Origin of the sequence: Diaphorobacter sp. JS3050 (genome assembly GCF_013154915.1) — a bacterium.
In the GTDB taxonomy this organism is placed as follows: domain Bacteria; phylum Pseudomonadota; class Gammaproteobacteria; order Burkholderiales; family Burkholderiaceae_C; genus Diaphorobacter; species Diaphorobacter nitroreducens.
Map to the genome: position 1 here is coordinate 1,447,551 of NZ_CP053553.1, position 14,570 is coordinate 1,462,120.

Genomic DNA, 14,570 nt, shown 5'->3' on the forward strand with positions numbered 1-14,570 from the left:
TCAGTGGCCTTCCGAAGGAGCGTTGGGGGTGGTGGGAGCGGACGGCAGGCCGGTGGGCGCGCCGGGCGATGTGCCCGTGAGAGCCAGTTGCAGGTCGGTCTGGGCGAGCCAGAAGTCGCGCTGCGCCTCGGTGGCGGCAGCCACGGCCTGGCTGGCGCGGCGCGCCTCGGCCAGCAGCTCCCACACGCTGATGAACATGCCGTTGTAGCGCAGCACGGCCTCGTCCTGCATGAAGCGCGCCAGCGGCAGCGCCTCGGCCTGCTGCTGGTGCGCCAGCTCCCAGGCGGTGCGGTAGCGCAGCCAGTGGCTGCGTGCCTCGCTGCGCGCGCGGATGGCGGCATCCTGCAGTTGTGCGGCGCTGTGCTGCAGCTCGGCCCGCGCGCGGCCCGTGGCGGCGCCGCCCCAGTCGAACAGCGGCAGAGGCAGCTCTACCTCCCAGCCGCGTGTGGTCTCGCGGTGGCCGGAGGCGCGCTCGGTGGCAGTGTTGCGGCTGTAGCTCAGGCCGATGTCGCCGAACACGGATCCAACACCGGCCCAGCCGCTGCGGTCGGCGGTGGTGTCCAGGTCGCGGCGCAGCGCGCGCAGGTCCAGCCGCTCGCGCAGGGCCGTGGCTTCGGCGTCGTCGCCGCTGCGCAGTGCATCCGCCGTGGGCAAGGCGGGGAGCGCATCGGGCAGTGTGAAGTCGGCCTGCGCGCCCCACAGCCCCATCAGCCGCGCCAGTTGCTCGCGCTCCAGCGCGGCATTCAGCCGCGCGCGGGCCAGCTGTGCTGCCGCGTCCTGTGTGATGGCGATTTCGCGTGCCTGCTGCAGACGGCTGAAGTTGCCCACGCGCGCCATGCGCCGCGCCAGCTCGCCGCCGGCCTCGGCCGCCTCGTGCATGCGTTCGCGCGCGGCCAGCACCTGCCGGGCGGCCACGGCGCGCAGCCAGGCGCGGCGTGTGTCCGCGGCCAGGCGCAGCACGTCCTGTGCGGCGGCCAGCGTGGCCTGCTCCATCTGCCAGCCTTGCCAACGCGTGCGCCAGGGCAGGGTGATCACGTTGACCAGGCTGAAGCCGAGCTGGCGCTCGATCTCGCGTTCATGCCCGCTGGTGAATCGCCCCAGCGTCAGCGTGGGGTTGAACAGGGTCAGCGCCTGTGCGCGCTGCGCATCCTGCGCGGCCAGATTGGCCAGGCGGGCCTGCAGCGCGGGGCTGTTCAAGAGCGCCACGCGCACGGCGGTGTCCGCATCCACGGGAAGGCGCAGCCATTCGGTGATCTGGGCCTGCGCGTCCCCGCGGCTTTGCGTATCGGGCGCGGGCAGTTGCGCGCCGTCGGGCAGGCGGGGCTGGACATGGCTTTGCACGTCGCCGCGCAGCCCATCGGGGGCGACGTTGGCGCAGCCGGCCAACACCAGTGCGGCGGCCAGCGCAGCCAGGGCAAGCGGAGGGCGCCTCATGGCCGGCCTCCGTGGTGGTGTTTCGGGGTGGGCATGGCAGGGCTGGGCGGCGCGGCGCGTGCCTGCCCGGCTTCCCAACGCACGATGTCGGAGTGGCCACCGGGAAAGGCGCCCACGGCGGTGTTGGCGGCCTTCCAGCCGATGTCGGCCTCAGCCACGTCGCCGCTGGGGAGCAGGGGCTGGTGGCGCAAGGGCAGACTGGGGGCCTGTGCCGAGTCGGCGGTGGCGGTCTGCGATGGGGCGGCAGGAACATTGTCAACCTGCGCCCAGGTCGGCGGTGCGATGCCGGCCAGGGCCGCCAGGGCCATCATGGCCGCAGGGCTGGTGGGGTGCGCGAAGCGCATGGGAGTCTCCCGTCAAACATGACACAACCGCGTCCGCGACACTCGGCTGCGGCCCCGTCGGGGGACATGCCGCCGATTGCGGACGCACTTCGGGCGTCAGTGCTCAGGAGATGGGTGGCTTGATGGCTTGCGCAGCCGTGGCGCTGGCAAAGGGGGTGCCAGGGTGCGGTTGCAACCTGCTGTCGTGCCGTCCATGGAAGGCGGGCGCCCAGACCGGCGCGTAGAAGGCCGAATGGCAGGCGCCGCAGGCCGAACAGCCGGCGGGGTGTTCCGCGTGGACCGCCCCGCCGGTATCGCAGCAGTGCGGCTGTGCTGATGCGCTGGCATGGTCGCCGTCATGACCACCGTGGTCGTGCGTGTCGCTTGCCATAGCGTGGCGGGTAGCGGCTGCCGCGATGGTGGGCTGCGCGGGCGTGGCCGGTGCAATGCCCATGGCCATGGCGTCGCCCAGCAGGCCCCGCAGGACCAGCAGCAGACCCAGGATCATGGCAACGGCGTGGCGCATGCAGCGAATGATACCGGCGCGGTGCAGGAAGTTCCCGCCAGAGCGAGCGCCGGGCGATGGCCCGTCCGCGTGCCGTCAGACCGCCATGTAGCGCCCTGGCCGGTGGTTCATGGCCAGCACCAGGTTGAGCGCCACGGCGCCGATGACCGACCACAGCACGCGCAGCGGCTCCACTGTGACCAGCGCCGCCAGCACGATGCAGCAGTCCACGGCCATCTGCACCTTGCCGGCGCGCCAGCCGAAGCGGTCCTGCAGGTACAGCGCCATGATGCCCACGCCCCCCAGGCTGCAGCGGTGGCGGAACAGCACCAAAAAGCCCATACCCATGATCAGCCCGCCGGTGATGGCCGCATACAGCGGCTGCAGTTCGCTGATCTGCAGGAACTGCGACTGCAGCTCCGACAGCACCGACAGCAGCGCCACGGCCGCGAAGGTCTTGAGCGTGAAGGCCAGGCCCAGCTTGCGCAGCGCCAGCCAGTAGAACGGCAGGTTGAGCGCGAAGAACAGCTTGCCGAAGCCGATGCCCGTGGCGTAGTGCAGCACGAAGGCCAGCCCCGCCATGCCGCCGGTGAGCAGCCCGGCGCTGGCGAGGAAGGCCACGCCCACGGAGATCAGCGTCACGCCGACGCCAATCGCCACGGCGTCTTCGGTGCGGGTGTGCGGGACCATGGCGGGAGCGGCGTTGGCGGTGGTGGTGGACATGGGCGGGATCGGCAGGCGCCGTGGTGACCGGCGGGGGCGCGATTGCACCACGGCATCGGTCGCTGTGTCTTGCGCTGGGTCAAATTCCCGTGTCTGGGTGGTGTGATGCTCCTAAAAAGTGAGCTGTGTGCGCTTGTCAGGCGGGCGCTAGAGGTCGATTTGACTCATCTCTGGCGCACCCGGCGTGCCGGGGGGCTGGGTGGCCTGCATGGCTTCGGTGATGCATGCGCGCACGGCCACGCTGGGCACCATGGGCCGCAGCGCGGGCACGCTGGCACGGCCGATGTTGCCCTGCGGCAGCCGGCGCACCAGGTGGCCCACCAGCGTGAGGCCCAGCCGCGCCCATTGGCCCCGAGCCTCCGGCGCGTCGCCCAACTGGCGCGCAAAGCGCAGCATCTGCCAGTGCGCGCGCCAGTGCAGGCCCAGGCGGTTCTGGCCCACCACATGGGCGGCCTCCAGGTAGCGCCAACGCTGTTCCGCGGGCGCGTCCACGCTGGTGCGCCAGCGCTGCAGCAGGTAGTCGTAGGCGGCGCGCTGGCGGCTTTGTGGTGATTGGGTCATGGTCATGCGGCCTCCTTCGCCGCGATAGAGGCGCCGCGGCGCAGGCGCAGCCCGTTGGCCACCACCAGCAGGCTCACGCCCATGTCGGCTGCCACGGCCATCCACATGCTGGCCATGCCCAGCAGCGCCAGGGTGAAGAACGCGGCCTTGATGCCCAGTGCCAGGGTGATGTTCTGCCACAGCACGGCGTGTGCGCGGCGTGCCAGCCGCACGGTGTCGGGAATGCGGCGCAGGTCGTCGTTCATGAGTACCACGTCGGCCGTCTCCATGGCCATGCCGGTGCTGTGTGCGCCGCCCATGGCGAAGCCCACGTCGGCCTGGGCCAGCGCGGGCGCATCGTTGATGCCGTCGCCCGCCATGGCGGTGGGGCCGCGCGTGCGCTGCAGCGCGGCCAGGGTGTCGAGCTTGTCCTGCGGCAGCAGGCCGCCGAGCGCGTCCTGCGCGTCGGTAATGCCCGCCTCGGCCGCGATGGCCTGTGCGGTGGCCGGGTTGTCGCCGCTCAACACCACCGGGTGCACGCCCAGCGCGCGCAGTTCGGCGATGGCCTGGCGCGCGTGGCCGCGCAGCGGGTCGGCCACGGCGAACAGCGCGCGCACGGCTTGCGCGTCGGCCAGCAAGGTGACGGTGCGGCCCTGCCGCTCCTGTTGGGCCAGGGCGTCTTCGAGCGCAGCGTCGGCCAGGCCTTGTTCGCGCATCAGGCGCAGGTTGCCCAGCCACCAGCGCTGGCCGCCCACCTCGGCCTGCACGCCGCGACCGGGCAGGGCCTGCAGGTTCTGCACGCCGTTGTGGGTGGCCGCGGGCAGGCCGGCGGCGATGGCGCGCGAGACGGGGTGCTCAGACCGGCTGGCCAACTGCCAGGCCACATCTGCCACGGCGTCGGCATCGGCGCCGTTCAGGGCACGCCACTGCACCAGGGCAGGGCTGCCAGTGGTCAGCGTGCCGGTCTTGTCCAGCGCCACCACGCGCAGGCCGCGCGCGGCCTCCAGCGCGCTGCCGCCCTTGATGAGGATGCCGCGCCGCGCGGCGGCCGTGAGCGCGCTGACCACCGTGACCGGCGTGGAGATGACCAGTGCGCAGGGGCAGGCGATGACCAGCAGCGCCAGCGCCTGGTAGGTGGACTGCGTCCAGGTCCAGCCCATCAGCGGGGGGGCCAGCAGCGCCAGCAGCACGGCCAGTGCGAACACGACGGGCGTGTAGATGGCGGCAAAGCGGTCCACGAAGCGCTGGATGGGGGCCTTGCTGGCCTGCGCCTGCTCCACCGTGCGCACGATGCGCGCAATCAGCGTGTCGCCGGGCGGGGTGTTCACCTGCATCAGCAGCTCGCCCTGCTGGTTCACGCTGCCCGCGTACAGCGGGTCGCCGGCGGCCTTGTCGGCCAGTTGGCTCTCGCCGGTGATGGGGGCCTGGTTCACGCTGCTGCTGCCGTGGGTGACGGTGCCGTCCAGCGGCACATGCGCGCCCGGGGCGATGCGCACGGTGGCACCCAGCGGCACCTGGTCCACGGGCAGGCTCAGGGTGCTGCCATTCGGCTGCAGCACGTCGGCCGTGGCGGGCGCCAGTTGCAGCAGCTGGCGTATGGCATGGCGCGCGCGGTCCATGGCGCCGTCCTCGATGCGCTCGGCCGCCACGTACAGCGCCATGACCATCGCTGCCTCGGGCCACTGGCCGATGAGGAAGGCGCCCGTCACCGCCACGGCCATGAGCGCGTGGATGCCCAGGCGCAGGCGCGCAAGGTCTTTGAGGCCCACCCGGTACACGCCCAGGCCCGACAGTGCAATCGCCACCACGGCCAGGGCCATGCCGGCGTGGTCCTGCTGCATCCAGTGCGCCGCCTCGGCGCCCGTGGCCAGGGCCAGCGCCGCGGCGATGCGCGGCCAACCGGGCAGGGTGCCGTGGTCGTGGCCGTCGCCCGCCGATGTGCTGCAGGCGCAGCCGCTGCATGCGGATGCAGGCGAAGGAGGCAGGTTTGCCGCGCCCGGGCCATGGGAATGGGACGCGGAATGGGAGGGATGGCTTTGGCTCATGCCATGATTGGAAACCTTGAAGCCACTCCAAGGTCAAGCCATGCTGCGACAAAGCCCCCGCCACCGTATCGGTGATGCCGCCCGGCTCTCGGGCGTGCCACCAGCCAACATCCGCTATTACGAAAAGGAAGGCCTGCTGCCCGCGCAGACCCGCGCGGACAACCGCTACCGCCTCTACAGCGACGAGGAGGTCCACCGCATGCGCTTCGTGCGGCTGTGCCGCGCCATGGACATGTCGCTGCAGGAGGTGCGCGGCCTGCTGGCATTGGACGCCTGCAGTACCGCCGACGGCCATGCCGCCTGCGTCACGCTGGACGAGCACCTGGCGCACGTGCGCACGCGCATGGCCGAGCTGGCGACGCTGGAGCAGGAACTGCTGTCGCTGCGCAGCCGTTGCGACGGCACGGGAGGGCAGTGCCACGTGATCGAGGCGTTGCATGCACGCGCCGATGCCGATCCCGTGCCGCCCGCAGGGCCGGCGACCCGCAGGCATGTATGAGGCCCATGGCACAGGTTGCTATGGTGTTAATAGCTGCTAGCGCTTGCTGCATAAGCGCTAGCGGCTAATTTGTTACTTATCGAATGCAGCCTTCGCCTATGATCCGCGCATGAACGCCAGCCTGCACCCTTCCATCGTGCCCCGGCGCCTGTGGGCCCAGGCGCGGCGTTGGGCCGTGGCGTGGTGGCGCATCATCTACCTGGGCGCCGTGGTCATGGTGCTGATGCTCTCGCCGTCCAGCTACGGCCGCGCCACGCGCTGGCGGCTGGCGCGCCACATGTACCAGGACACCGCGCCCATCCTGCTGGGTTTCACGGTGCTGGCGGCACTCATCAGTCTGGTCATCACGCGCATCGTGGTCGTCACCGCGCTCAGCTACGGCCTGTCGCGCTATGCGCTGGAGATGGTGATCCGCGTGCTGGTGCTGGAGCTGATCCCGCTGACCGCCGCGCTGTTCGTGGCGATGCGCGCCACCATTCCCAACGGCACGCAGCTGGCGCTGATGCGCCAGTCGGGCCACCTTCAGGCTCTGCGCCAGCGTGGCGCCGACCCCGTGCGCATGGAGCTGCTGCCGCGCGTGGTGGCCGGCGTGTATGCCAGCATCACGCTGGCGGCGCTGTCGTGCGTAGTGGCGCTGGTCATGGCCTACCTGGGCGTGTATGGGCTCAACACGGCGGGGCTGCCGGTGTACACGCGCATGTTCGGCCATGTGTTCGCGCCGCAGATCACGCTGGTGTTCGTGCTCAAGACCGTGTTCTTCAGCCTGGCCGTGGCGCTGATTCCCATGGCTTCGGGGCTCTACGAGAGCGGCGACGCACGCCAGGCCCAGCAGCCCGACTCCGAGCTGGGCGGCTTGGCGCGCATGTTCGCTGTGCTGCTGCTCATCGAGGTGATCTCGCTGATGGGCAATTACTACTGATTTCATGGCCACGCGATGACCGATCCGCAACGTCCCCAACCCCCGCTGTCCGAACCGCCGGCGAACGCGCCGGTAGAGTTGCTGCGGCCCGTGGCCCATCTGGAGCGCAAGGCGGCGGCGCTGCTGCTGTTCACGCTGGTGCTCGTGCTGGGTGCGGGCCTGTACCTGCTGTACGCGCGCGGCGCGTTCGAGCCCACGCAGCGGCTGGTGCTCACGGCCGAAGATTCCGAGGGTGTGGTCGTGGGCATGGACATGACGTTCTCGGGCTTTCCCATCGGCCGGGTGCGGCGCATCGAACTGGCCGAGACCGGCAACGTGCGCATCCTCATCGACGTGGCCCAGCGCGACGCGCACTGGCTGCGCACCTCCAGCGTGTTCACCCTGGTCAGCGGACTGGTGGGCGGCACCACCATCAAGGCCTACAGCGGCATGCTGGCCGACCCGCCGCTGGAGGACGGCGCCGAGCGACCCGTGCTGCGCGGCGACGCCACGGCGGAGATTCCGCAGCTCATGTCATCGGCACGCCAGCTGCTGGACAACCTGAACGCCATGACCGGCGCAGAGTCCGCCCTGGGTGGCGCCATGGCCCAGGTGCGCACACTCACCGAGCGGCTCAACGCGCCAAGCGGCGCCCTGGGCGTGCTCATGGGCAACGAGGCGGACGCGAAGAAGATCCTCACCACGCTGGAGCGCACCAACCAGCTGCTTGCGCGCATCGACGGCATGGCCGCCAAGGCGGACAGGCAGGTCTTCGGTGCGCAGGGCGACCCCGGCCTGGTGCCCGAGGTGCGGGCCGCCGTGGTGCAGCTCAACGGTTTGCTGGCCGACGCGCGCCAGAGCCTCACCAAGGTGGACGCCGTGCTGGCCGAGGCCCAGGCCGTGGGCGCCAACGCGCGCGAGGCCACGACCGACCTGGGCACGTTGCGCGCCGAGGTGGAAGGCAGCCTGCGCAAGGTGGATGCGCTGGTGAACGAGATCAACCGCAAGTGGCCCTTTGCCCGCGAAACGGAGCTGAAACTGCCATGACCTCCCTGCAGCTTCTCTTGTGCCGGGGCTTGGCACCCGCGCTGGCCGTGGTGCTGTCGGCCTGCGCCGGCAAGGCGCCGGTGCCCGACTGGCAGATGAATGCCCACGGCGCGGCCGAGCGGGCGACCGAGGCCTACCTGTCCGGCAACACCCGCGTGGCCGACCAGGAATGGACCCGTGCACGCGCCGAGGTGGCACGCACCGGCCGGCCCGAGTTGCTGGCGCGCGTGGAGCTGATGCGCTGCGCCGCGCAGGTCGCCAGCCTGCAACTGCAGCCCTGCACGGCTTTCGAGCCGTTGCGCGCCGATGCGGCGCCGCCGGAGCAGGCCTATGCCGACTACCTCGCAGGCCGCGCCACGCCCGCGCAGGCGGCGCTGCTGCCCGAGGCACAACGCGCCGCCGCAGCCAGCCCCCAGTCCATTGCCGGGATTGCCGACCCCTTGGCGCGCCTGGTGGCAGCGGGTGCGGCCGTGCGCGCCGGGCGCGCTACGCCGGAAGTCATGGTGCTGGCCACCGACACCGCCTCGGCGCAGGGATGGCGCCGCCCGTTGATGGCCTGGCTGCTGCTGCGCGCCGAACGGGCGGGTGCGGCGGGCGATACCGCGTTGGAGGCCGCGCTGCGGCGGCGCGTCGCTGTGGTGGAAAGCGGCGGCGCACCCGCCAGCGCCGTGCCCTGAAGCCCGGCCCGGGCGGCCCGCAAAAAAGCCGCCCGAAGGCGGCTGGAGGGGAGGAGTGAGAGGGAGCTCAGTCGAAGACGCCAGCGGGAACGAGTTGCTCCAGCTGGCTGTGCACCTGCGAGTCGGCCACCTGGGTCGTCTGGTGGGGCACCAGGGTCATGACGCTGGCCGCGAAGGCCAGGACCACGGTGACCACAAAGGCCGCGTAGGCGCGCGATCCGGGGCGGAAATGGCGTTTCATGGCAGTACCTCAGGTGGGTGGAACACACGGTATGCATGCATACCAGGACATGGAGCGATTAAAGCGCTTCAGTCCGCATACCGTCTGTAAGACAAGGTAGATATGCGCAGCTTGGAAACCACCGTTACCGTTGGATGCAATCGTGCGGCGACCGGACCGCGCGGCATGCTGCGCGGTCACCCAGCGTTCAGTGCGCGTGCGAGCGCTCCCGCGGTGAGGGACCTCCCGGTGGGCCAGCGGTCGGCGGCAGCGCCGTGCTCCCAGCAGGCGCGGCCCGCCGCCGCAAATGCCGCACCGGCCTGTGCAGGCTCCGCGGCCAAGCGCGCCCCCACCAGGCCGGCCAGCACGTCACCGGTGCCGCCCGTGGCCAGGCGTGCGTTGCCCGTGGGGTTGACGAGGGGCGTGCGCCCCGGTGCGGCAATCACGCTGCCCGAGCCCTTGAGCAGCACGGTGCAGCCGTACTGATCGGCCAGCGTGCGCGCGGCGGCCAGGCGGTCGGCCTGCACGGCGGCCGTGGTGCCGGCCAGCAGCCGCGCGGCCTCCAGGGGGTGCGGAGTCAGCACGGTGGGGCGGCCCTGCCGGCCACGCTCGCGCAGCAGATGCTGCAGATGGGGGTCGGCGGCCACGGCGTTCAGCGCGTCTGCGTCCAGCACCAGGCGTGCCGATTGCTGCAGGACGTCTGGCAGCACGGCCGCCACGGCCGCGCCGCCGCCACAGCCGCAGACCACGGTGGCGTGGTCCAGCGCCAGCGCGTCACAACGGCGCAGCATCAGTTCAGGCTGCTGCGGCAGGGCGGGGAGTGCGCCGGCGTCCAGCAGCGCCACCATCACGCGGCCCGCGCCGGCGTGCAACGCCGCGCTGGCGGCTAAAAGGGCCGCACCCGTCATGCCCATGCCGCGCGCCTGCAGGCCTTCGCCGCCGATGACGGCCACGTCGCCGTAGCTGCCCTTGTGGCTGGCATGGGCGCGTACGGCCGGGGCGGGGGGGCCGGCGAGCCAGGCGCAAGGGGTTTCGGTTGATGCCGGCGCGCCCAGGTCATCAAACCACACGCTGCCCGCTGCGTCGCGGCCCTGGCCGGTGAACAGGCCTGGCTTGAGCGTGAGCAGGCTCAGCGTGTGGCGCGCCGCCGTGGCACCTGGTTGGGCCGGCGCCAGCCCCGGGATGTACTGGCCTGATTCCGCTACCAGGCCGGAGGGCAGGTCCACGCACAGCGTGGGTGCCGCGCAGGCGTGCATGCGGGCCAGCCATTGCAGCAGCCGCGCGTCGGGCCTGCGGGGGCGCGGATCGGCGCTCAGGCCGATGCCCAGCAGCGCATCCACGCACAGGTCCTGCGGACCGAGAAAGGGTGGCTCAGCCGCGAACGGCACACCGGCCTCTTGTGCGCGCTGCCAGGACTGGCGCGCGTCGGCAGGCGCCGTCTCGGGCGTTCCCAGCCAAGTCACCACGACCGGGTGGCCGCCGCGGTGCAGCAGCAGGGCGGCCTCCAGCCCATCGCCGCCGTTGTTGCCGCCGCCGCAGGCGAACCAGAAGGTGCGCGCATGTGGAGCCAGCGCGAGCGCCAACCGGGCCGTGGCCTGGCCGGCGCGCTGCATCAGCGTGTGGGGCGCGAGGGCAGCGGCGGCGCTGGCCTCCAGGCGGCGCGTGGCCGCGGTGTCGAACAGGGGATGGGGCCGGTCAGGTGCGATGCGCTGCATGCCCGGCATTGTGGCGCCGGGCGGGGGCCGTGCGAAGCGCGCTAGGGCCTGTTCACACTATTTTTGCCAGATGCGTTGCGATCAAAAAGGGCCAGGCGCAAGGCGCCAAACGAAGCTGGGGTGCTACCCCAGCGAGGCTTGGCAACGCCGCGAATGGCCCTTTTTGATCGCAACCCGGAGGGAACGGAGTGAAAACCGCGCCATTCGTCGTTGCCCTCCTAGCCAAGGCCCCGGCCTTGGCGTCGTCACGCGCCTAGATTGGCGCGGTTTTCACGCCATTCGCACTGGCAAAAATAGTGTGAACAGGCCCTAGAAGCGCTGCGGCGCAAAGGGCTGCAGGTCAATCGCCGGACTGCGCTGGGCGATCAGGTCCGCCAGGGCGCGGGCACTGCCACAGGCCTGGGCCCAGCCGCAAGCGCCATGGCCGGTGTTGATCCACAGGCCGGACACATCGCTCGCGCCGATGGCGGGGGCGCCATCGGTCAGCGTGGGGCGCGCGCCGCGCCAGACCTGCACTTGCGGGGACGAGGTGAGTGCGCCGCCCGGGAACCAGCCCGACAGCGCGAGGTAGAGCGTCTGCAGCGTGGGCGCGTGGTGGCTGCCGTTGCTGTGCCCGATCTCGGCGCCGCCGGACACACGCACGCGCTGACCCTGGCGGGTGATGGTGATGCGGTGCAGCGGATCGATCACCGAGCCCTGGGGTGCATGGCTGTCCTCGCGCACCGGCGCGCTGACGGTGTAGCCATGTACGGCCTCCAGGGGCAGGTGGCGCCCCAGCGGGCGCAGCAGCGCGGCGCTGGCCACGCCGGCGCACAGCACCACGGCGTCGGCCTGGCGCGGGGCGGCTTCGCCTACGACGTGGACGCCGGGCGGCGATGCGCTGAGAGCGCGGACATGCGCGCCGAACACGAACTGTGCGCCGCGCTCCTGCGCCGCGTGGCGCAGGATCTGCGCAAACAGCCGGCAGTTGCCGGACTCGCCATCCGGTACATGCACGGCGCCCGCCAGCGGCACGTCGGTGGACAGGCCGGGCTCGATGAGCCGCGCGGTGTCGGCATCCACATCGCGCAGGCCCACGCCCGCGTCGCGCAGCACCTTCAACGCGGGCTGCAGGCGCTCCACATCTTCGGGGCGGCGCAGCAGCACCAGAGTGCCGCGGCTGGTTTCCAGGTCCACGTCCCATTGGTGGATGAGTTCGCGCGTGCGTGCCAGGCTGTAGCGGCCCAGACCTTCCAGCGCGGCCAGCCGCGCCGCCGTCTCGGGCCGGCGACCCGCCTGGGACCAGCGCCAGCGCCAGCGCCGGCCTGCCATGCCGGCGCCGCGTACCAGGCGCAGCGTGGCATCGCGGCTCCAAGGCCAGCGGCCGAGCGGCCCGCCCAGGCCCGGCGCCGCCCACGGCATGAGTAGCGAGGGCGCCAGCAGGCCGGAGCTGCCGAAGCTCGCCTCCTCTGCCGCGGCGCCGCGCTGCTCGACCACGGTGACCTGATGGCCGTCCGCGGCCAGTTCATAAGCAGTGGCCGCGCCGACGATGCCGGCGCCCACGATGATGATGTGCATGAAAATTGAAGCGAAATATGCCTCTAGCGCCCGTAGGATAAGCGCTAGTAGCTATTGTTTTTGTAGTTCTTGTTCGATCAGCAGGCCGATGTTCAGCACCGGGTCGTCGCGCAGTGCGCCGTGCCACACCATCAGGCCCACGGGCAGTTCGCCCGCTTCGTGGCAGGGCAGGGACAGGGCGCAGCCGTCCAGCATGTTGACCACGCTGGTGTTGCGCAGCAGCAATCCGTTGACGCGAAAGAACTCCGCGTCGCGCTCGCTGCCCGGCGCGACCGATGCGATGGGGGGCGCCACGATGGGCACAGTGGGCGAGAGCAGGGCGTCGAAGTCGGCCATGGCGGTCTGCATGCGTGCGATCCAGGCGCGCCGCGCGTGCAGCAGATCGATGTAGTCGGCGGCGGACATGCCAGCGCCGCGCTCGATGCGGCTCTTCACGCGCGGATCGTAGGCGTTGCCGTGCTGCGCCAGCAGCGTGCGGTGCCAGGCGTAGCTTTCGGCGGCGGAAAACCCGCCGGTGGCGTTCACATCGGCCAACTGGGCGGTTTCTGTTAAGGCAATCTCGGTGATCTGGGCGCCGGCCGCGCGCAGGCGTGACAGCGTGCGCTCGAAGGCGCGTGTCACGGTGGCGTCCAGTCCGTCCAGGAACAGTGTGGCGGGTACGGCCAGCCGCCAGGCCGACAGCGGTGCGGGGCTGCGCGTGACGCGCCGTGCCGCCAGGATCTCGTGCGCCACGACGGCATCGCGCACCGTGCGGGTGAGTGCGCAGGCCGTGTCCAGCGTCGTGGACAAGGGGACGGCGCCTTCGGTGGGCACGAGGCGCGCGGTGTTCTTGAAACCCACGATGCCGTTCAGCGCGGCCGGGATACGGATCGAGCCGCCCGTGTCGGAGCCCAGGCCAATGAAGGCCGCGCCCGTGGCCACCGACACCCCGGCGCCCGACGATGAGCCCCCGCACACCCGCGCCGGGCCGGGCAGCGCGCCGTGGCGGGCGTCAAATGCGGCGGGCGTGCCGAAGTGCGGATTCACACCCACGCCGGAGAAGGCGAACTCCACCATGTGCGTGCGGCCGATGAACGCTGCGCCCGCGCGGCGCAGGCGCGCCACGGCCGGGCTGTCGGCCGGCGCGGGCGGCGCATCCCGCAACACGGTGGAGCCCGCGGCGGTGGTCATGCCCTGGATGTCGAACAGATCCTTGACCGACACGGCAAGGCCCGCCAGCGGCAGACGCTCCACGCAGGGCACGGCGGCTGCTGCGCGGGCCTGGTCGAAGCTGGTCTGGCGGAACACATGGGCGCAGGTGGGCCCTTCGGCGGCGGCGATGCAGCGCTCGATTTCATCGCGTGCGCTGCTATGCCCGGCAGCTACGTGGCTGCGGGTGGAGACGAGGTCAGCCAACATGGGGATATGCTAGAATCTTTGGGTTTTGCTGAGAGCTGCGCCGCCGCCGTGCTGCCAGGCACCATGCAGAACTTAATCGCAAACCAGCCCTCTCAAGGTGTTGCCCTCTGCCCTCTCGTGGGACTGCAAGTTCCACGCAAGAGCGATTCAGTGGGCAAGTATTGAGGCTGGATTTTAGACCCAACCTTCGGAGAAACCTCATGTCCGTCACCATGCGTGAAATGCTGGAAGCCGGTGTCCACTTTGGTCACCAAACGCGCTTCTGGAACCCCAAGATGGCCCCCTTCATCTTCGGCCATCGCAACAAGATTCACATCATCAACCTGGAAAAGTCGCTGCCGATGTTCCAGGAGGCGCAGAAGTTCGCCAAGCAGTTGGCTGCCAACCGCGGCACGATCCTGATGGTCGGCACCAAGCGCCAGGCCCGCGAACTGGTAGCCGAGCAGGCCCAGCGCGCTGGCGTGCCCTATGTCGACCAGCGCTGGCTGGGCGGCATGCTGACCAACTTCAAGACCGTCAAGACCTCCATCAAGCGCCTGAAGGACATGAAGGCACAGCAGGAAGCCGGCCTGGAGTCCATGAGCAAGAAGGAGCAGCTGATGTTCTCGCGCGAGCTGGAAAAGCTCGAGAAGGACATCGGGGGCATTCAGGACATGGCTGCGCTGCCCGATGCCATCTTCGTGATCGACGTGGGCTACCACAAGATCGCCGTGTCCGAAGCCAAGAAGCTGGGTATCCCGCTGATCGGTGTGGTGGATTCCAACCACTCGCCCGAGGGTATTGACTACGTGATCCCGGGTAACGACGACTCGGCCAAGGCTGTGGCTCTGTACGCTCGCGGCATCGCCGACGCTATCCTTGAAGGCCGTGCCAACGCCGTGACGGAAGTGGCCAAGGCTGTGGCTGCCGAAGGCTCCGACGAATTCGTGGAAGTGGACGAGAACGCCGCCTAAGTCAAGGGCCGCGCGATGCGTCGCAAAAAAAGCGGG

General features: G+C 70.7%; 15 protein-coding genes. 5 read left to right on the forward strand and 10 right to left on the reverse strand.

Features of this window, described 5'->3' with window-relative positions; genetic code table 11:
- From HND92_RS07105 to HND92_RS07130, 6 genes are all read right to left on the reverse strand, one after another.
- Entirely contained in the window at positions 1-1,434 is a 1,434-nt protein-coding gene (locus HND92_RS07105; protein ID WP_172206615.1) for a TolC family protein, read from the reverse strand.
- A complete protein-coding gene (locus HND92_RS07110; protein ID WP_172206616.1) occupies positions 1,431-1,778 on the reverse strand; it encodes a hypothetical protein in 348 nt (115 codons plus the stop codon). The genes HND92_RS07105 and HND92_RS07110 overlap by 4 nt, the downstream gene beginning before the upstream one ends.
- 103 nt (positions 1,779-1,881) lie before the next feature.
- A complete protein-coding gene (locus tag HND92_RS07115; RefSeq protein WP_172206617.1) occupies positions 1,882-2,283 on the reverse strand; it encodes a hypothetical protein in 402 nt (133 codons plus the stop codon).
- A 75-nt stretch (positions 2,284-2,358) separates the two neighbouring features.
- Positions 2,359-2,985: a YitT family protein gene (locus tag HND92_RS07120; RefSeq protein WP_011805791.1), complete on the reverse strand. Its 627-nt coding sequence runs from the start codon at positions 2,983-2,985 to the stop codon at positions 2,359-2,361.
- A 147-nt stretch (positions 2,986-3,132) separates the two neighbouring features.
- Positions 3,133-3,546 (reverse strand): DUF3703 domain-containing protein, encoded by a 414-nt coding sequence (locus HND92_RS07125; RefSeq protein WP_371814872.1) that lies wholly within the window; start codon positions 3,544-3,546, stop codon positions 3,133-3,135.
- Positions 3,547-3,548: 2 nt separating this feature from the next.
- Positions 3,549-5,570, reverse strand: coding sequence for a cation-translocating P-type ATPase (locus HND92_RS07130; RefSeq protein ID WP_172206619.1), 2,022 nt, complete (start codon positions 5,568-5,570; stop codon positions 3,549-3,551).
- A gap of 40 nt (positions 5,571-5,610) precedes the next feature.
- On the opposite strand from HND92_RS07130, the gene HND92_RS07135 reads away from it, so the two are divergent.
- From HND92_RS07135 to HND92_RS07150, 4 genes are all read left to right on the forward strand, one after another.
- Positions 5,611-6,069, forward strand: coding sequence for a MerR family transcriptional regulator (locus HND92_RS07135; protein ID WP_103738352.1), 459 nt, complete (start codon positions 5,611-5,613; stop codon positions 6,067-6,069).
- Positions 6,070-6,178: 109 nt separating this feature from the next.
- The gene (locus HND92_RS07140) at positions 6,179-6,988 is read left to right on the forward strand and encodes an ABC transporter permease (protein WP_011805787.1); all 810 of its coding nucleotides are present in this window, start codon (positions 6,179-6,181) and stop codon (positions 6,986-6,988) included.
- Between the two features lie 15 nt (positions 6,989-7,003).
- Complete coding sequence (locus tag HND92_RS07145) at positions 7,004-8,014, forward strand: MlaD family protein (RefSeq protein ID WP_172206620.1); 1,011 nt, start codon at positions 7,004-7,006, stop codon at positions 8,012-8,014.
- Positions 8,011-8,691 carry a hypothetical protein gene (locus tag HND92_RS07150; RefSeq protein WP_103738354.1) on the forward strand — a complete coding sequence of 227 codons (681 nt, stop codon included), beginning with the start codon at positions 8,011-8,013 and terminating at the stop codon, positions 8,689-8,691. The genes HND92_RS07145 and HND92_RS07150 overlap by 4 nt, the downstream gene beginning before the upstream one ends.
- A gap of 67 nt (positions 8,692-8,758) precedes the next feature.
- On the opposite strand, the gene HND92_RS07155 is transcribed toward HND92_RS07150, so the two are convergent.
- From HND92_RS07155 to HND92_RS07170, 4 genes are all read right to left on the reverse strand, one after another.
- Positions 8,759-8,932, reverse strand: coding sequence for a hypothetical protein (locus tag HND92_RS07155; RefSeq protein ID WP_011805784.1), 174 nt, complete (start codon positions 8,930-8,932; stop codon positions 8,759-8,761).
- Between the two features lie 176 nt (positions 8,933-9,108).
- The gene (locus tag HND92_RS07160) at positions 9,109-10,626 is read right to left on the reverse strand and encodes an NAD(P)H-hydrate dehydratase (protein WP_172206621.1); all 1,518 of its coding nucleotides are present in this window, start codon (positions 10,624-10,626) and stop codon (positions 9,109-9,111) included.
- A 309-nt stretch (positions 10,627-10,935) separates the two neighbouring features.
- The gene (locus HND92_RS07165; RefSeq protein WP_172206622.1) at positions 10,936-12,183 is read right to left on the reverse strand and encodes an FAD-dependent oxidoreductase; all 1,248 of its coding nucleotides are present in this window, start codon (positions 12,181-12,183) and stop codon (positions 10,936-10,938) included.
- A gap of 51 nt (positions 12,184-12,234) precedes the next feature.
- Positions 12,235-13,581 carry an amidase gene (locus HND92_RS07170; RefSeq protein ID WP_172206623.1) on the reverse strand — a complete coding sequence of 449 codons (1,347 nt, stop codon included), beginning with the start codon at positions 13,579-13,581 and terminating at the stop codon, positions 12,235-12,237.
- A 200-nt stretch (positions 13,582-13,781) separates the two neighbouring features.
- Here HND92_RS07170 and rpsB point away from each other — a divergent pair, with 200 nt between their 5' ends.
- Positions 13,782-14,534, forward strand: a complete 753-nt coding sequence (gene rpsB / locus HND92_RS07175) for a 30S ribosomal protein S2 (RefSeq protein ID WP_011805780.1) — start codon at positions 13,782-13,784, stop codon at positions 14,532-14,534.
- Positions 14,535-14,570: the final 36 nt, after the last annotated feature.